The 18,078-nt window shown below is 44.5% G+C and carries 16 protein-coding genes and 1 other annotated feature; of the genes, 5 read left to right on the top strand and 11 right to left on the bottom strand.

Annotated features, from left to right (window positions below):
• The 4 genes from thrS to QNH15_RS08600 form a co-directional block, all read right to left on the bottom strand.
• Positions 1–1,920, bottom strand: coding sequence for a threonine--tRNA ligase (gene thrS, locus QNH15_RS08615; RefSeq protein WP_283894079.1), 1,920 nt, complete (start codon positions 1,918–1,920; stop codon positions 1–3).
• 327 nt (positions 1,921–2,247) lie between these two features.
• Positions 2,248–2,472: a binding site (T-box leader), on the bottom strand.
• 60 nt (positions 2,473–2,532) lie between these two features.
• Positions 2,533–3,210, bottom strand: coding sequence for a ribose-5-phosphate isomerase RpiA (gene rpiA, locus QNH15_RS08610; protein WP_283894078.1), 678 nt, complete (start codon positions 3,208–3,210; stop codon positions 2,533–2,535).
• A gap of 63 nt (positions 3,211–3,273) precedes the next feature.
• Positions 3,274–5,445: a type IA DNA topoisomerase gene (locus QNH15_RS08605; RefSeq protein ID WP_283894077.1), complete on the bottom strand. Its 2,172-nt coding sequence runs from the start codon at positions 5,443–5,445 to the stop codon at positions 3,274–3,276.
• Positions 5,446–5,533: 88 nt separating this feature from the next.
• Positions 5,534–6,061 (bottom strand): DinB family protein, encoded by a 528-nt coding sequence (locus QNH15_RS08600; RefSeq protein ID WP_283894075.1) that lies wholly within the window; start codon positions 6,059–6,061, stop codon positions 5,534–5,536.
• Positions 6,062–6,227: 166 nt separating this feature from the next.
• Here QNH15_RS08600 and QNH15_RS08595 point away from each other — a divergent pair, with 166 nt between their 5' ends.
• The gene (locus tag QNH15_RS08595) at positions 6,228–6,764 is read left to right on the top strand and encodes a GNAT family N-acetyltransferase (RefSeq protein ID WP_283894073.1); all 537 of its coding nucleotides are present in this window, start codon (positions 6,228–6,230) and stop codon (positions 6,762–6,764) included.
• A 30-nt stretch (positions 6,765–6,794) separates the two neighbouring features.
• Here the strand turns inward: QNH15_RS08595 and QNH15_RS08590 are convergent, their stop codons facing one another.
• Entirely contained in the window at positions 6,795–7,250 is a 456-nt protein-coding gene (locus QNH15_RS08590; protein WP_283894071.1) for an OsmC family protein, read from the bottom strand.
• A 193-nt stretch (positions 7,251–7,443) separates the two neighbouring features.
• Here QNH15_RS08590 and QNH15_RS08585 point away from each other — a divergent pair, with 193 nt between their 5' ends.
• Positions 7,444–8,604 carry a PP2C family protein-serine/threonine phosphatase gene (locus QNH15_RS08585; RefSeq protein WP_283894069.1) on the top strand — a complete coding sequence of 387 codons (1,161 nt, stop codon included), beginning with the start codon at positions 7,444–7,446 and terminating at the stop codon, positions 8,602–8,604.
• A gap of 39 nt (positions 8,605–8,643) precedes the next feature.
• Here QNH15_RS08585 and QNH15_RS08580 read toward each other — a convergent pair whose 3' ends face one another.
• Positions 8,644–9,498 carry a CheR family methyltransferase gene (locus tag QNH15_RS08580; protein ID WP_283894067.1) on the bottom strand — a complete coding sequence of 285 codons (855 nt, stop codon included), beginning with the start codon at positions 9,496–9,498 and terminating at the stop codon, positions 8,644–8,646.
• A 12-nt stretch (positions 9,499–9,510) separates the two neighbouring features.
• Entirely contained in the window at positions 9,511–12,273 is a 2,763-nt protein-coding gene (locus QNH15_RS08575; protein WP_283894065.1) for a response regulator, read from the bottom strand.
• A gap of 195 nt (positions 12,274–12,468) precedes the next feature.
• On the opposite strand from QNH15_RS08575, the gene QNH15_RS08570 reads away from it, so the two are divergent.
• On the top strand, positions 12,469–12,843 hold the full coding sequence (locus QNH15_RS08570; RefSeq protein ID WP_283894064.1) for an avidin-fold protein: 375 nt from the start codon (positions 12,469–12,471) through the stop codon (positions 12,841–12,843).
• Between the two features lie 168 nt (positions 12,844–13,011).
• Here QNH15_RS08570 and QNH15_RS08565 read toward each other — a convergent pair whose 3' ends face one another.
• The 4 genes from QNH15_RS08565 to QNH15_RS08550 form a co-directional block, all read right to left on the bottom strand.
• Entirely contained in the window at positions 13,012–14,391 is a 1,380-nt protein-coding gene (locus QNH15_RS08565) for an L-cystine transporter (protein ID WP_283894062.1), read from the bottom strand.
• 185 nt (positions 14,392–14,576) lie between these two features.
• Positions 14,577–15,014, bottom strand: a complete 438-nt coding sequence (locus QNH15_RS08560) for a GNAT family N-acetyltransferase (RefSeq protein WP_129476694.1) — start codon at positions 15,012–15,014, stop codon at positions 14,577–14,579.
• A 2-nt stretch (positions 15,015–15,016) separates the two neighbouring features.
• Entirely contained in the window at positions 15,017–15,952 is a 936-nt protein-coding gene (locus QNH15_RS08555; protein ID WP_283894059.1) for a nucleoside hydrolase, read from the bottom strand.
• A 27-nt stretch (positions 15,953–15,979) separates the two neighbouring features.
• Entirely contained in the window at positions 15,980–16,168 is a 189-nt protein-coding gene (locus QNH15_RS08550; protein ID WP_283894057.1) for a hypothetical protein, read from the bottom strand.
• A 212-nt stretch (positions 16,169–16,380) separates the two neighbouring features.
• Here QNH15_RS08550 and QNH15_RS08545 point away from each other — a divergent pair, with 212 nt between their 5' ends.
• Both QNH15_RS08545 and QNH15_RS08540 read left to right on the top strand, forming a co-directional pair.
• A complete protein-coding gene (locus QNH15_RS08545; protein WP_283894055.1) occupies positions 16,381–16,827 on the top strand; it encodes a DUF4385 domain-containing protein in 447 nt (148 codons plus the stop codon).
• A gap of 41 nt (positions 16,828–16,868) precedes the next feature.
• The gene (locus tag QNH15_RS08540) at positions 16,869–17,978 is read left to right on the top strand and encodes an AI-2E family transporter (RefSeq protein WP_283894053.1); all 1,110 of its coding nucleotides are present in this window, start codon (positions 16,869–16,871) and stop codon (positions 17,976–17,978) included.
• Positions 17,979–18,078: the final 100 nt, after the last annotated feature.

The following is an 18,078-nucleotide window of genomic DNA, read 5'->3' as shown; positions in this document are numbered from 1 at the left end:
TCATTTTTTATTCTCAATTTCTACCTTGAGTTTTTTTAGAAAATCCTCCGGTTTCATAAACACAGATGTCCTTTCGCTGTACCTTCTTACGCTGACTCCTTCGTTTTTGACTTCTTCATCACCGATTACGAGAGTATACGGAGTTTTCAGGATTTGCGCCTCACGGATTTTATACCCCAGTTTCTCCTCTCTGAGATCTGCTTCTGCTCTGATTCCCGCACCTCTTAATTGTTGCAGGAGTTCCTTTGCATTTTCCGAATGCGCATCAAGCGACACCGGGATAATTTTAACCTGCACCGGAGAAAGCCAAACCGGGAAAGCTCCGGCATAATGTTCGATCAGTATGCCCAAAAAGCGGTCAATGGAGCCAAGAACCGCACGGTGAATGACTACCGGACGCCGCTTTTCATTATGCTCATCCACATAATGAAGGTCGAACTTTTCCGGCATTTGAAAATCAAGTTGGACCGTTGCACATTGATGGCTTCTCTTTATGGCATCTCGGATATGAAAATCAATTTTTGGGCCGTAAAATGCGCCGTCTCCTTCATTGATCCGGTAAGAGAAACCTGCCTTTTGCAATACAGTTGCCAGAGCGCTTTCAGCTTGATTCCAGAGCGTTTCATCTCCCATAAAATCCTCCGGCCGTGTGGAAAGCTCGACCTCGAAAGAAAAGCCAAATGTGCTGTAGACCTCATTGACAACTCGTAAAACAGATGTTAGTTCCTCTTCAATTTGCTCAGGTGTTACAAAAATATGGGCGTCATCCTGGCAAAACGTCCTGACTCTCAAGAGCCCATTCAACGCACCGCTGTATTCATGGCGGTGCACCTGTCCAAACTCTGCCAGCCTGAGCGGCAGGTCTCGGTAGGAGCGCCGCTTATTTTTGTAAATGAGCATATGTCCGGGACAATTCATTGGTTTTAATGCAAAACTTGCGTCATCCACATTTGTGAAATACATATTATCCTTGTAATGCCCCCAGTGGCCCGACTTCTCCCACAGCCTCTGATTCATCATCAGCGGAGTCCTGACTTCTTCAAACCCGCCCATATCCTGGAATTTCTGTAAAAATCCTTCGAGTTCCTTTCGAATCACCTGTCCTTTCGGCAAGAAAAACGGCATTCCTGGAGCTTCATCGGAAAACATAAACAACTCCAGTTCTTTACCAAGCTTCCGGTGATTTCGTTTGGCAGATTCCTCCAAGAACTGCAGATGCTCATCCAGCTCCTTTTTAGAAGAAAACGCCACACCATAAATCCGCTGCAGCATCCGATTATTGGAATCTCCCCTCCAGTAGGCACCAGAAACCGAAGTTAATTTGAATGCCTTAATCCGCCCTGTTGAAGGTAGATGAGGCCCCCGGCACAAATCCCGGAATTCGCCTTGTTTATAAAAAGTGATCAGCTCTCCTTCAGGAATATCACGCAGCAATTCAAGCTTGAGCTCATCCTCCTTATCCTGCCAGTAGCGGGCGGCTTCCTCTCTTATTGCCGTTAACCGCTCAATCCGTAAATTTTCGGCAATGATTTTCTTCATTTCGGCTTCTATGGCGGAAAGATCTTCATTGGAGATGGAAACTGGCAGATCAAAATCATAATAAAACCCATTTTCAATGGCAGGGCCGATCCCAAACTTCACCTCTCCATAAATCCGTTGAACCGCCTGTGCAAGAACGTGGGCTGCGCTATGCCTTAAAACCTCTTCGCCTTCAGGGGATTGCAGACTAATAATTTCGATGTTTGCATCTTTTTCAAGAGGTGTGCTGAGATCTGAAAGCCGTCCATTTACCTTGCCGGCAACTGCTTTTTTGCTTAATTCCGGGCTGATGGAAGCCGCAATTTCATGAACAGATACACCTTGCGGATAGCTGTGCCGGGAACCATCGGGGAACTGAAGGCTGATTTCGTTTGCTTTCATTTTTCATCTCTCCATTCTGTTTTTAAATAACAAAAAGCACACCCATCCCTCATCTAGGGACGAGTGTGCTTTTACCCGTGGTTCCACCCTGGTTCCCGCCATTACCGATCAATGGCGGCTCCATTTGCTTTAACGCAGCATCTGCGGAATAAGCTAATCAATCCAGTTCACCCATTCAGCTCCCAGGCGGTAATCCGTGCCCCTTTGTCAGGAAGTTCTCAGCTCTCCTTCCTTCTCTGTATGACCGGTTGGCAATAGATATTGTCCTGTTCAACACTATTTTTAATTTAGGAGATGAGAAAAAGAAAAAACGCACTCATCCCAAACAAAAGGGACGAGTGCGTTTTACCCGTGGTTCCACCCAGATTCCCATCAAACAGCATGGCTATTTGATGGCTCCTTGGCTTTAACGCAGCGTCTGCGGTATGAGCTACTGTGTTCACCCATACAGCTCAAGGATGGTAAGCCGTTCCGCTGCGTTGGGAAGTTCTCAGCACCCTTCCTCTCTGTGCAACCGTACAGAATGGCTCATGTTCCTTTCAATGCTTTTTAACCGATCAGTTTTATTAAAATACAATATACAGCATATTCCAAAGGGATACAAGAAATTTTTTAAGAGTTCCTATTTTTTTCGATAATTTCGGGACCTTCAGCCTCACCGACCACGATGAGATCGGCACCATTCAAAAACAGGCCGTGCTCTACTACACCCGTCAGGCTGTCTAGCCATGTTGCCAGCTGCTCGGGTTCACGAATCTCCTCCAAATGAAGATCAATAATATAATGGCCGCTGTCTGTCACATAAGGAGCATTTTCTTTGTCCCGGATCACTGGCGAAAGACCCTGTTTTTCAAAATATCGAAATAATCGCTGTGCTCCAAACGGAATCACTTCTACAGGAAGAGGAAATTTCCCCAATGTTTGTACTTTCTTGGCGGGGTCCACCACCCAAATCACTTTCGCCGAGGCATTAGCGACCACTTTTTCAAACAAAAGTGCCCCGCCTCCTCCTTTAATGCCATTAAGCTTGGGATCCACTTCATCCGCACCATCAATGGTCAGGTCGATCTTATCCACGTCATCAATGGAAATCAGCGGAATACCAAGAGATTGAGCCAGCTTGGTCGTAGAAGCTGACGTTGATACACCTTTTATCCGAAGACCGTTTTTCACGGCCTCTCCCACCTTTTGTATGGTATAAAACACGGTGGAGCCTGTGCCAAGTCCGACCGTCATCCCGTCTTCGATGTAATCGGCTGCTTTTTCGCCTGCCAGTTGTTTTTGATTCATGGCCCTGTCTCCTTTGGGGTTTGGTTTCGTCTGCCCTTCTGACTCTAGGATACACGCTTCGACTTACATTTTAAACTCAATTTTTCCGGTTTCTTTGTTCAGGGCAAGAGCAGCAGCAAATGGTTTGCCCTGCTTGCTTTTGAACCCCTTGAGCTTAGTCGTTTCACCCTTTTCCAGAAGCCTCTTCACCTGTGCGGGTGACAGCTTCTTTTTGGCAATTCTGCCCGAAATTGTGAATTTACATCCTTCCTTATAGCCGCTGCAGCCGTAAAAGTCATTGCGTTTAATAGCAATATGGATGATATCTTTTCCGCAAAACGGACACGTTCCGAGAGGCTCATTTTCCGCTTTCGCCGTCTTGGATACGGGCAAGGGTTCCACTTTCCAGCTTCCAGACGCTGCAATAGCATCCTGAATCACTTTCTCTGTCATTCTCTTGGTCATATCGATAAACTGCTTTGCGTCCGCTCTGCCTTTACCAATTTCGTGCAGGCGCTGCTCCCAGAGAGCGGTTGTCTCCGCCGAGGTTAAAATGGAATCCTCACCGATCGCCGTGATTAATGCTTTCGCTTTTTCGGTCGCATACACTTGATTTTTCTGAACACGGATATAGTTCAGTTCTTCAATTTTTTTGATGATACTGCTTCTCGTGGCTTCCGTTCCCAGCCCCTGGACCTGATTCAGCACCTTGCTCAGCTCTTCATCTTCAATCGTTTTTCCTGCTGTTTTCATTAATGTGACCAGGCTTCCCAGGGTATACCGTTTCGGGGCCTGCGTCTTTCCTTCCCGAATGCTTACCTGTTCCACTGTACCCGTTTCCCCTGATTGAACATCAGGTAATACAGTGTTTTCTTCATCGTCTTTGTTGTCTGCTTTTTTAGTGTTCTTTTCAAACAGGACCTTGCGCCAGCCCTCCTGTATAATCACTTTTCCCTTGGATACAAATTCATCGTGGTTATTGACTCTCGTTACGATTGTAGTGGTATCCATAACGGCTTTATCATAATGGGCAGCGATTACGCTTCTCACAATAAGGTCATAGATATTCCGCTCATCCCTGCTTAGTTTTTCAGGGCTTGCCACATTTTCCGTGGGAATAATGGCATAGTGGTCAGAAACCTTTGCGGCATTCACAAAACGCGGGTTTCCCATCAGCGAACGTTTGGGGGCGGGCAGCAAATGATTATAGTTTTCTTGTTGGGCAAGCTTTTGTAAAATACCTGGCAGCGTTTTTGCTTCTTCCTCCGTAATATACGGGCTGTCTGACCGCGGATAACTGACTATCTTTTTTAAGTACAGCTCACTTGTAATATTCAGTGTTTTTTCAGGCGAGTATTTGTAGATTTGATTGGCTTTTGCCTGCAGAGCAGAAAGGTTATACAGCATGGGCGGATGATATTCTTTTCGGTCCTTTCTAACATCGGCAACCGCACAGCGCTGATCTTTGGTTCGTTCGGCGATCACCTCCGCCTCCTCTTTTGTCTTGAGACGGCTGTTTTCTTTTTCCTGCCATTTTCCGCTGTACTGATTTCCGTTCACATCAAATTCCCCAATGACTTCAAAGAAAGGCTCAGGTTTAAAGTTTTCAATTTCGGCTTCGCGTTTTACTACCAAAGCAACAGTAGGAGTCATGACTCTTCCGGTTGGAAAGGTTTCCCTTATTCCTTTTTTCTGCATGAGCAGCGTGTAGGCTCTTGTTGTGTTTAATCCCACGAGCCAGTCAGCACATGCCCTGGAATACGCCTCAAAAAAGACAGGCAGCGTTTCCTGCCCGCTTTTCAAATGACGGAATCCCTCGAGGACCGCTTTCTTGGTCAAGGAGGATATCCAAAGACGCATCACAGGCTTTTTGCAATTCATGTTCATCAGAAGCGACTTGTAAATGAGCTCCCCTTCCCGCCCTGCATCCGTCGCTCCAATAATCCCGGTTACTTTTGGATCAAATGCCAGCTTTTTAATGATTTGAAACTGATCCCATTTGGAAGGAGATACTTTGTAGCGGAACCGCTCGGGCATCATCGGCAATGTGTCGAGCTTCCACTTTTCCCACTCAGGTTTATACTCCTTGGGCGGTACCAGTTCCAGAAGATGCCCCACACACCAGGTTAAATAAGCTCCGTCAGGAAAGGGATCCTGAGGAGGAATCTCATAAAAGCCTTTTTGTTTTTTCACTTTAGAAAAAGGCCCTGCAAGTGCTTGGGCCTGTGATGGTTTTTCAGCAATAATTAACTTCATGTTTCACTCCTAGAAACGAGAACTTCGAACGTCTGTACTCCTTTTTATTATAGCACTCTAGCCTAAAGAATAGAAATGTTCAAATGCTTCAATGTTTCGGAGCGAATAATGCCTGTTCTTCATACAAATAAAAAATATAATCGGTTGGAGCCCCTGCCTCACCCATCTGTCTGAGCATGGCCGTCAGATTGCCGCGGTGATAGGTGCCATGATTAACCACATGGCCAATTAGGTCCTGCAGCGGTGCCTTGGCCTCACCAAATTTCGGATGAGCAATAGTAATGGTCTGTTGCGGATCTTCAATTCCGTTCAGAAAGGTTACATATTTTCCGGTAATCTCGTCAAACTGTTTTTCCAGTTCGGTCAAGGACATGCCCTTCAATTTTTCATTGAATTCATTTAACATTCCTATGGTTTCTTCATATTCCTTGCCTGAAATGGTCAATAGCCAGATAAAATCCGTTTTTAGCATATGAACAAGTGTATCCATCAGGCTTGGAAATACACTGGTGATTTTTTGAGTCAGTATGCCTTCAGGAAGCTTTTTTAAGTGTTCAAACCATTTCTGGTTGGCCCAGTGATGATAATCCATGATTTTTAAAGAATAATTTTCCATTCTTCCATCACCCTTTTTCGATTAATAGATACCCATAATGGATTCGATAAGAGTAAAGATCTTCCTGCTCTACTAGGTCATATACTTCAATGAAACAGGAAACCATCTTTCTGTGAAGAACTATTCTATTAAGTAAACCATTTCTTATATTGGAGGACCACCAATCATGGCCATTCAACAAAGAATCCGCTTGCGTGAATTAAGGCAGACAGACTGGAGATCTATCCATTCCTATGCAGGCCTCGACATCTCCTGCCGCTATCAGCCGTGGGGGCCTAATTCAGAAGAAGATACATTAAAGTTTGTAAGCCAGGCGATCAGGGATACCAAACAGAGCCCAAGGTCACGGTTCGCATTCGCGGTCATTGAAGAGGAAAAGGAAAAATTAATCGGTGTAGCAGAGCTGAACATACGAGATTTCGGAAATAAGATCGGGGAAATCGGCTATATTATCCACCCTGATTTCTGGAGCAGCGGGTACGCCACAGAAGCAGGTGCCCTTCTTCTTCATTTAGGATATACCGTTCTTGACCTTCACCGGATCTACGCAACATGCCACCCCGAAAACTCCGGCTCCATCCGCGTTTTGGAAAAGCTCGGAATGACAAAAGAGGGGACGATGCGAGAAGATTTAAAAATGAAGAACGGCTGGCGGGATTCACTTCTTTACAGTATCCTGAAACACGAATGGGCTGGTATGTAGTCAATTTAAAACCAGCACAATTGTGCTGGTTTATTGATTTTGCCCTGTGATTACCTTTGCTTCCAGGCTGACTTCCACGTTACCCTGGATGGCCCTCGTGATCATGCAGGATGTTTCTGCTTTTTCGGCAAGACGTTGGGCCAGCTCCTGGTCCTTTTGTGAGGCATCTTCCTTTAACACAATAAGAGGGCGGTGAATAATTTTTTTATAGGTAATAACTCCTTTGGTCACCTCAACAATTCCTTCTGATTCCATGGTCAAATTCTCTTTTTCAAGCTGGCTGCGCTCCATCATGGCAGCGAGCGTAATAATATAACAGGTTGCCGCAGCTCCAAGGAGCATTTCATCCGGATTGGTTCCTACACCAGGACCCTCCATTTCCGGCGGAATGGATATCTTTGTTTTTAAATTTCCGGCCTCGATCTCGCCTACATCATTGCGGAGACCAGGCCAGTTTGCTTTTAAGTGAAACGAATGCTGTGCCACTATAGTTCCTCCTCCTTACATGAATACCGATAATATCATTTTATCAGGTGATCATCGTTCTCTCATGGTTTTTGCATGCTAAAAGGGTAAATGATACCCTTCTTTCACATTTTTAGTATAATAATAGAATATGACGGGATGTTTATTGCATTTTGTTGAATAGATAAGATTAATTTGAAGGAGAAAACCGTCCATGACCATTCTTATGGTAGATGATAATTCTGTGAATCTATTTGTGATTGATAAAATATTGAAAGGTGCCGGCTATGAAAATACGGTGGCTCTCTCATCAGCCGGCCAGCTGTTTGATTATCTTCAAATCGACAAACCCCAGGCTCCAAAGCCGGACGTTAATTTGATTCTTCTCGATATCATGATGCCGGAAACTGACGGGATCGAGGCTTGCCGACGCATCCAGGAAGCTGAGCGGTTAAAGGATATCCCCATCATCTTTATTACTGCTTTGGAGGACGCCAATAAACTGGCTGAGGCGTTGGATGTTGGGGGTATGGATTACATAACAAAACCGATTAATAAGGTTGAGCTTCTCGCCCGTATTCGTGTCGCCCTCCGCTTAAAGTATGAAAAAGACTGGCACATGGAGCAGGAGAAAAAAATCAGGGATGAACTGGACTTGGCGATGCAAGTGCAGCGGAGCCTCTTGAATCCCCCTCTTCTTCAGGAAAATATTCAAATCAATGTATCCCATCTGCCTTCTTTTAAGCTGGCTGGTGATATGTACTACTGGCACCGTTTCAACGACCACCGATACGGCGTGATTCTGTTGGATATGATGGGCCACGGCTTGTCCTCTTCTCTCGTCTGCATGTACATCTCTTCTGTCATGAGGGATGCGATCAAGATGCTTGAAGATCCTGAACTCGTGATCAAAGAGCTGAACCGGTATATGGCGCTTCTTTATAATCAAAAAAACTTTTACAATTATTATTTTACTTGCATTTATCTTGTGATCGACACAGAAAGCAAGACAGTGGAATATGTCAATGCCGGCCACCCTCCAGGCTATGTGTTAGTCGATGATTCCGAACTTTGCATGCTCGAAAGAGGCAGCTGTGCTGTTGGTTTTTTTGACCAGATGCAGGTGACAAAATCTACCATTCAATTTGAGAACGACATCCAGCTCCTTCTTTTTACAGACGGAGTGGTCGAAGCGAATAAAGATGAAAACCTGCTGCTCGAAAAGCTGCAGTACATCGCTTCACAAAAGTGGAATCAAACGATTACGTCTCCGATCCACATGGTGATCCCGGAAGAAGAACTTGGTAATCAGCAAGACGATATGTGCATTCTGATGATTCAGGCGCAGGCAAGCAAAGTGACTTCCATCTTATAAAAAATAGAAACAGAAAAAGACGGGCCATCGGCCCGTCTTTTATCGTTTTAGATATATTTTTTCTGTGCAGTCGAACTCCATGTAATGTGGCGTCTTTTCTGAAAAACGAAGTGATTCCTTGTCACCCAGACCAAGGAAACCGCCAGGGCATAAGCTTTCATAAAATAAATTTTGAACCTGGTTTTGAAGTTCGCTTGTAAAATAAATCAACACGTTCCGGCAAATGATCACATGAAATTCATTGAATGAGGAGTCCGTTACCAGGTTGTGCTGCGCAAAACTGATGTTCTTCAAAAGAGAAGGACGGAAATAAGCAAAGTGGTCATCCGCTGTGTAGTATTCCGAAAACGCCTCTGTTCCGCCAGCTTGCATGTAATTTTTCGTGTAGGTCTGCATTTTCACCAAAGAAAAGGTTCCTTGTTTTGCTTTTTGCAGTACATTTTCATTCATATCAGTGGCATAAATTGTTGTTTTATCCGCAAGCCCTTCCTCTTCAAGCAGGATCGCCATGGAATAGACTTCCTCACCGGTTGCACATCCTGCATGCCAAATGCGTATGCTCTCCAGCTTCCTCAGCTCAGGAACCACCTTTTGGCGAAATGAACGAAAGAATGTAGGGTCACGAAACATTTCGGTTACATTAATAGAAAAATCATTGAGGATCTTTTCCAAAAATCCTTTTTCATGAATCATTTTTTCCTGAAGGGCCGTGATAGTGCCAATACGTTCCAGTCTCATCCGGTTTTGAATCCGCCGGATGATGGAGGACTTCATGTACATTCTGAAATCAAAACCAGACAGTCGGTAAATCGCTTCAAGCAGCAAATCGACTTCAATGCGTTCCACCAACCCGATGTCCAGATCTTCCTCACTTAACATTACTTGATTGTTCATCCGTGTTCTTCCTTACCTGTTTAATATCCAGACTCTCATGACAGAAAACAGCTGTTCAATTTTCAGCGGTTTGCTGATATAGTCCGAAGCCCCAGCTTCCAAGCATTTTTCCCGGTCACTCTTCATGGCTTTGGCTGTCAGTGCAATGATTGGGACACTAGCCACTCGCTCATTAGCCCGGATTCTTCTCATCGTTTCATACCCATCCATCACCGGCATCATAATGTCCATCAAAATTAAGTCCACATCATTTTCATTTTCTAGCATTTCCAGGCATTGTGTACCATTTTCCGCCGTAATGACGTTCATTTTTTCATTTTCCAGAGCCGTTTTTAACGCAAAAATGTTTCGGTGGTCATCGTCGACAATCAATACCTTTTTCCCTTTAAATGAGCTGTCTTCCTCTTTAACAGGGGGGGTATCTTCTTGTTGATGGCTGGTGTGCTCATCAATTTCCTTCAGTTCTTCAGCGAGTGCTGCATCGTCCGAAATGGCAGCGGCAACCTCTCTTTCTGACTCCTCCATCACAAGCATCGGAGCGTGTTGAGTGAGCCCGTTCGGCAGACTCGGGATGTAAAGCGTAAAGGTGCTTCCTTCTCCCTCTTCACTTTCAAGCTCCAGCTGCCCACCAAGCAGCTTAACAAATTCCAGGCAAATCGAGAGACCCAGACCGGTTCCTCCATATTTTCGAACGGTCGCCCCATCCCCTTGCTGGAAGGCTTCAAAAATAAGATCATGCTTATCCTTCGGAATTCCGATCCCTGTATCTTTCACTGAGACCTTCAGCCAGTGGTCGGCGCCCACCTGCGGATGGAATGCCTTGTCTTTCGCTATATGCAGCGACACACTGCCTTCCTCTGTAAACTTGAACGCATTGGAAAGCAGATTTTTGATTATCTGCTGAAACCTCTTTTCATCGGTATAAAAAATATCCGGAACATCCGCATCTTTTTTCACCTCAAAGGTTAACCCTTTCTTTTCGGCCATATGGCCAAAATTGCGTTCAATCTGTGAAGGAAATTCGCTCATGTTGACTTCGCTGAAATGCATTTCCAGCTTGCCTGCCTCCACCTTGGATAAATCCAGAATATCATTAATCAAGTCCAACAAGTCTTGTCCGGATGAATGAATGACCCGTGCAAACTCCTCATCCTCCGAGGAAAGTCCGTTTGCAGAGTTCTCGGCAAGCATTTCGGACAGAATCAGGATGCTGTTCAGCGGCGTACGCAGCTCATGGGACATGTTGGCCAAAAATTCAGATTTATAACGGGAACTTAATGTAAGCTGTTTCGCCTTTTCTTCGAGTTCAACTTTTGCCTGCTGAAGTTCTGCTGATTTCCCTTCTGCTTCAATGGAGCGCTGTTCGAGTTGCTCATTGATCATGCGCAATTCTTCAGACTGCATTTGCAGCTCTTCGGATTGCGTCTGCATTTCTTCCGATTGAGCCTGGAGCTCTTCGGTCATGGCCTGGGATTCCTTCAACAGGCGCACAACTTCCATTCGGCGAATAACACTGTCAATGGTTAGCCCGAATGTTTTCGTAGTGTTTTCCACAAGATCGATATGTTCTTGTGTAAATGCTTCAAGAGAAGCAAGCTCCAAGACCGCAATGACTTCATTCTCAAACATCACCGGTGCAATCAGCAAACTTCTTGGGCGCACTTCTCCAAGGCCAGTCCCAATCAGCTGATAATCGTCCGGAAGATGATGAATAACCATCAGGCGCTTTTCAGCGGCGCATTGGCCGATAAGCCCCTCTCCAAGTTTAAAGGATTCCCGTCCAGCCGAATTCATCGGCGCAGCGTAGGCGCCTTTCTTGATAAAAGAAGCCTTACCGCCTTCCCCTTCACGAATATAAATGGCTCCCGTGGATGCCTTCGCAAATTGGGCAATTCCTGTAATAAACTTTTCACCAAGTACTTTAATCGTAGACGTTCCCTGATATCGCTCTACTACCTCATTAGTGCTTGACTGAAGCCATTCTCTGCTTTCAACAACGGAAAGCAGGTTGTTTGTCGCTTCGGCTAAATCTCTGATTTCATCCCTGCTTTTCACATGGATCCTCTGGGTGACATCACCGTTCGATGACATGGCGGAGATGGATCGTACAACCGCCTTTACGGTCTTTACAATGGAACCGGAAACAAACACAGCGATTGCTGCAGATATAAGGACAACAAAGAACAACAGTACATATAAGCTTGTCTTCAATACAGCATTTTGGTTATCAAGCTTGTCCGCCCTCTCTTTGGTCAACCCTTTTTCTGTTGTGCGGAACGTATCGAACTGGGTGCGGATGTCTTCTACTCCCTTGCTCCGGGCGGTATCTTTCTTGAAAAGAGAAAGGACATTCCCATCCTGTCCATCTCTCTTCATCTGTATAGATGGCTCGGCCGTATATTGAATCCATTGATTGATATCATCGCGGATATCCTGCAGCCTTTTTTGCTGTGATGGATTATCGGAAATTAAATCATACAATTTGTTGTAATTATCCTTCCAATCACTTGCAGCCAGGCTATAGGGCTCCAGATAGCTTTCATCTCCTGTAATGATGAAACCACGCTGACCGTTTTCCATATCCAAAACTTGCTTTTCAATTTCATTCGTTAGCCCGTGCACTTCAATGTCGTGGTTAATAATATAATTCCGCTCCGTCTGCATGGAGGAAATTTGATTGTTTACTGCGATTATTGAAACGACCAGACACAGAATAATGACGAGATATCCGGTAAATATCTTACCCCGGATACCGAATCTCTTTCTCCCTATCATTCTATCATCCGCCTTTTTAAAGTCATATTCACGTAATCTATTATAAACAAGTATTACCAATAAAGACAGCAAGAACTTATTCATCAAACGAACAAAAAATCCTCCCAAAAATAATAAAAAACAGAATTTTCTGTTTTAATTTCCTTTCTCTTCTGATAACATTATCTTTAAAACTTTAAAGGGAGGACGCGTTAAATGATTGATTACAATAACCGTCAGTTTGTAACTATTCGACAAGCAAAAAAAGGTGAGGTTTCGTCCAAAACTTATTTTTCATATAAACAAGAGGGATCAATCCTTACTGCAACCTACTCTGGCGGTGATATCCTGAAAGGAAATATGGTTGGGATGATCGATGAAAACGGGAGCATTCAAATGACTTACAGCCACATCAACCAGGACCATGAAATCAGAGGAGGGAAATGCACCGCTGTTCCGCACACTCTGCCCGACGGGAGGCTGCAGCTCACCGAAACGTGGACTCCTTCAGGAGAAGAGAGACATCAAGAAGTTTTTTCTGTGGAAGAAGTCTCGGAGATGATTTATACGCCACAAATCATTTTTAACTAACATATATGAAAAGAGCCGGCATCTCCTGTAAAGGATTCCGGCTCCTCTTTTTAATCACAAAAGCTTCATCTTTATTATACATACCCTCTTTCACACGAAAAATCTTTATAACCTATGTAAAAATAGCAAAAACCTGGAGAACTGTATCTCCAGGTTTTTTGCTTCCCATCACTCCAACTCATGAACCGGAGAATGATAAACGGAGGTATCAAGTTCTTTCCGGGCTTTGCTGGTTAATATTCCCGCCGTCATGGCTCCGCTTACGTTTAGTGCGGTCCTGCCCATATCAATCAGCGGTTCAACCGAAATGAGCAGCCCTGCCAAAGCGACCGGAAGATTCATGGAGGAAAGAACGAGAAGTGCAGCAAATGTAGCTCCTCCTCCCACTCCGGCAATACCAAAAGAGCTGATGGCAACAATCACGATCAGACTAAGAATAAAGGATGGGGTCAGCGGATTGACTCCCACAGACGGAGCAATCATCACCGCCAGCATCGCCGGATAAATACCTGCACATCCGTTTTGCCCGATGGTAAGTCCAAAGGAACCCGCAAAGTTGGCGATGCCTTCAGGTACTCCGAGACTTTTTTGGGTACTGATGTTCAGTGGAAGCGCCCCAGCACTCGTTCTAGATGTAAAGGCAAACGAAAGCACCGGTATAGCCTTTCGAATATAGGTGAGCGGGTTCAGCCCGGAAAAAGCAATGAACAGCAAATGAATCACGAACATCAATGCCAGAGCAACGTACGAGGCAACCACAAACTCACCCAGTTTGGCAATCGCGTCCAGATTGCTTAAAGCCACGGTCTTTGTCATCAAAGCAAGCACACCATAGGGCGTCAGCCGGAGAATGAGCGTTACAACTCTCATAACGATGGAGTGAATAGCATCAACAAAGCTTGCAAAAAGAGCCGCATGTTCCTCCTGCTTCCTTTTCACACCTAGATAAGCCACTCCCAGTATGGCTGCGAAAATAACGACTGCTATGGTGGAAGTTGGCCTTGCACCCGTAAAATCAAGAAAAGGATTTGCGGGCAGTAGGTCAAGAACCTGCTGTGGCAAGGTTTTATCCTTCACCGTTTCAAATGTGGTCTGCAGTTCTGCCGCCCGGGCCGCTTCTGCACTCCCGTTTGAAATTTGAACTGCCTCCAAATTGAAGGAAAGAGCTGCCGCAATCCCTATGGCAGCGGCAATAGCAGTGGTTCCGATGAGGATTCCAATCACCGAGCCGCTGATTTTCCCAACATTATTCGTCAGTTTCAGCTTGGTGAATGCTGACAGAATAGACACAAAGACAAGCGGCATCACGGCCATTTGCAGAAATTTAACATAGCCTCCCCCGATAATCGAATACCAGTCGGTTGAATGGGTAAGCACTGAAGAAGAAGGCTCATAAATAAACTGTAGAATAAGTCCCCAAATGATACCGGCGGCCAAGGCTGTAAACACTCTTTTGGAAAAAGAAACCTTTTTTTTCTGCAAGTAATAAAGACTGCCTGCGATCAGCAGCAAAACGGCAATATTAACAACAATTAAGAAAACGGTCATTGTACTTTTCCTCCTTGTTATATGCCAGTATCCTTACCGCAGAACTTTACCCTCCCTCCCCTCTATACAAAAAAAGACCCACTTCATTAAAAAAGCGAGCCTTCAGCATGTCTGATCAGCAAATTCTTGTGCGGTATGGATTTGTTACATCATATGCTAGGATGCTTTCCTCTATGTGCACCGGGTTATAAAAGTTTCTTGTACATCACGATATGCGGACCGATTCCAGGCAGTTCAAAAACTTCTCCGTTCTCCTGCAAACCGATTTTTTTATAATATCCTGCCACCCCTGTTCTGGCATTGCACCACCAGAGGTCACACTTCCTTTGCTTAAGGATTTCTTCGCCCCTAGCGAGCAGACTGCTACCTGCTTTTTCTTTACGGAAGTTTTCCAATGTTGCCATGCCTCGTAAGCGGTAGTGCACAAGACCGTCCAGATCAGGATGTTTTTCTTTATAGAAAGAAGCAATGGAAATCAGTTCTTCTCCGATAAATGCGCCTAAATGAAAGGTGTCCGGTTCATGATCTCCCGGAAAGTGGCAATCCTCAATGGTCTGGTTCGGCCGAAGGATGTTGTGCCTTACCGGATAGGTTTGTTCTGGTGGAATTGTTTTTATGTTCATTGTTATAGCTGCTCCTTTTCACAGGACAAAACACGATTAAGAAAGTGGGAAGTAAAAACATCTTTGTCCACTTGCAGCCCTACCTCAATACCATGTCCTGTAGCTTTTCCAATGCTTTGTCCCAGGGTGTGTTCATCCGTTGAAACATGTACCTGCATGGTTTTTGTTTTAATAAAGGATGGCTCAATGGCCACCGCAACGGCGAGCGGGTCATGCAGTGCACATCCGCCAAGATGCGGATTGTTTTTTTCATAAAAATCCATATAAAAACTGCACATGTTTGCAAAAGCCGTTCCAATCTCAATCCCCCGGCATCTCCAATCTTCAAGAGACTCTCTTTTCAAAAGAGTTTGCATCGTAATGTCGAGTCCCACCAGTGTAATAGGCAGTCCGGAACGCAGAACATAATCAGCAGCTTCCGCATCAGCGTAGAAATTAGCCTCAGCATAAGACGTAACATTTCCCGGGACAGTGACCGCGCCGCCCATGATAATGACCTCTTTCACCATAGTAATGATCGAAGGATCCTTTTCTATCGCCAATGCCATATTCGTTTGAGTCCCGACAGTCACCAGGGTAACTTCATTTGGGTACTTTTTCACCATGGATATGATGTAATCGCTGGCATGGGTATCCGGGACAATTGCCGCGGGATCTGGAAGTCCTATATTTCCGAGTCCGTCCTTTCCATGCACCTCATACGCTCTGTGCCGTGTCGTTTCTCTTCGGAACGGTTGATCCGCACCCTTTATTACCGGGATATCACTTCTGCCCAGAAGCTGAAGAACCTGGAGCGTATTTCTTGTCGCTTCGTCAGCGGAAACATTCCCAAATCCGGTTGTAATGCCAAGGATATTCAACTCAGGGGAATTTACAGCATAGGCAATGGCCAAGGCATCATCAATTCCCGTATCGACATCAAGTATGGTTAATTTCATTTATGCTCTTCCTTTCCTAAAAATTGATCAAAGATTTCCTATGTACAGCCCAAGTCCGATAAGACAGAAAACAATCAACACAACATATATGGCAGTGAGTCGGGTTAAATTGCTTTTTGTGGAAGAACCATACTTTGCGTCCTTTTGCAGACCAATAAATATCGTCAGAGCGGCGATCACCACACCTGCGATGAGAGCTGTTATGATATATCCCATCCTAATCCCCTCTTTTCTTAATTAACTATCCTTATGGTAAATCAGGGAACCCAAAATGCCAATAGTGGAGGAATAATATTCAATAAACTTTCAATATACCGACAGTTTCGGTTCATGAAATTTCACCATGCCGGCTATACTGCTCTTTCCATAAGCGTTTTAAGAATAGAGAGAAACGGGAAGTATGGTGATATTAGGAGGAGGCGCTGCAGATGGGGTTCGATTATGATCTTGATTTTAAACACATTGATTTTCGCAAGCATCCGGAAAAGTACAAAGTTGGCAGAGGAGAGCAAGGAGTCCTGCTCGTTGAACCTTACAAAAGTGAAATTCTCCCTCACTGGCGTTTCAAAACTCCCGAAATTGCAAAAGAGTCCTCCGAGAAAATCTATCAGCTTTTTTTGGAATACAAAGAGGAGAATGATCTTGTTGGAATGGATATGGCGAGAAAATTTTTGCAGATGGGCTATACCCGGGCCAGACGATACACGAATTATAAGGGTGGGAGGAAATACGATAAAGAAGGCAAGGTAAACGAAAGACAAATCGATGAAACCAAAGCAGATTCGGCAGCCATCTTCATGGAAAAATGGAAAATGGCCAGGGAAGACGAAGAATATCTTAAATTTAAAAAAGAACACCAACGCCGCTATGGATAAAGCCCATTCAACGACATACCATTTAAATCAGAGGTGATCAAATGCCAAACTCAAAATATTTTCGAATTGGATACGGTATTATTATTATTCTAATCATTATTTTTCTCTCGACCAAAGTAAGCTTTATCTTCCGGCCGCTTGAAATCATATTCACAACCTTGTTTTTTCCGTTTTTAATTGGCGGAGTTATTTTTTATTTGCTTCGACCCATCGTCTATTACCTTGGAAAACATCGTGTGCCCAAAGCCTTATCCATCCTGTTAATCTATCTTTTATTTATCGGGCTTGGCACTCTTCTAGTATTTCTTTTGGGGCCGCAGCTGCAAAACCAGTTTCAGGGACTTATTAAAAATACGCCGCAGATTGTGGACACACTCAATGATAAAATCAACGGACTGAAGCAGAATGAATGGTTTTCGCGCTTTCAGCAAAACGAGTATCTTACCCTTGACAGCATCACAAAGAAAGCAAGTGATTACGCTAAGGATTTCTCAAGTAACCTCGGTGACAAGATTACCAGTTTAATCGGCATCATTACGAGCATTGCGACAGTGATTGTAACCGTACCATTCATCGTTTTTTATATGCTGAAAGACAGTGAAGGGATCGGAAGCCGAGTGGAAAACGTTCTGCCTTATTTGCAGGCTTCTGAAGCGAAACGAATTTTAAAAGACATGGACGAAGCACTCAGTTCCTATATACAGGGCCAGGCGATTGCTGCTTTTCTTGTTGGAGTGATGATGTATATCGGCTACAGCATCATCGGCCTGGATTATTCACTCATCCTTGCCATTACGGCCATGATTACGAATATTATACCGTTTCTTGGCGCCTTTATCGCTTTCGTTCCAGCCTTCATTATTGGATTGATCATGTCTCCATTCATGGCCTTGAAGGTAGCCATCGTGGTCATTGTGGTACAGCAGATCGATGGAAATGTTACTTCCCCGCTAATTATGGGAAGAAAACTCGATGTCCATCCGCTAACAGTAATCCTTATCCTTCTGGTTGCAGGAAATATGGCAGGATTCCTCGGAATGATTCTCGGCGTTCCGTTCTATGCGCTGTTAAAAGTTGTTGTGAGTCATACGTACCGGCTGTATCAACTAAACAGAGAAAAAGAACACAATGGCATAAAAATTGTAGACTAATAAAACCGAACAGCCCGCCAAATGAACGGCGGGCTTTTTCGTGCGTCAACCATGCAAGCTGTCCAAACCAATTTTCTCTTGCTCACATACCATAGGTCTA

It is taken from the genome of Fictibacillus enclensis (assembly GCF_030123385.1).
In the GTDB taxonomy this organism is placed as follows: Bacteria; Bacillota; Bacilli; order Bacillales; family Fictibacillaceae; genus Fictibacillus_C; species Fictibacillus_C enclensis.
Note: the sequence above shows the minus strand (reverse complement) of the source record. Positions and strands in the feature narration are given on the sequence as shown.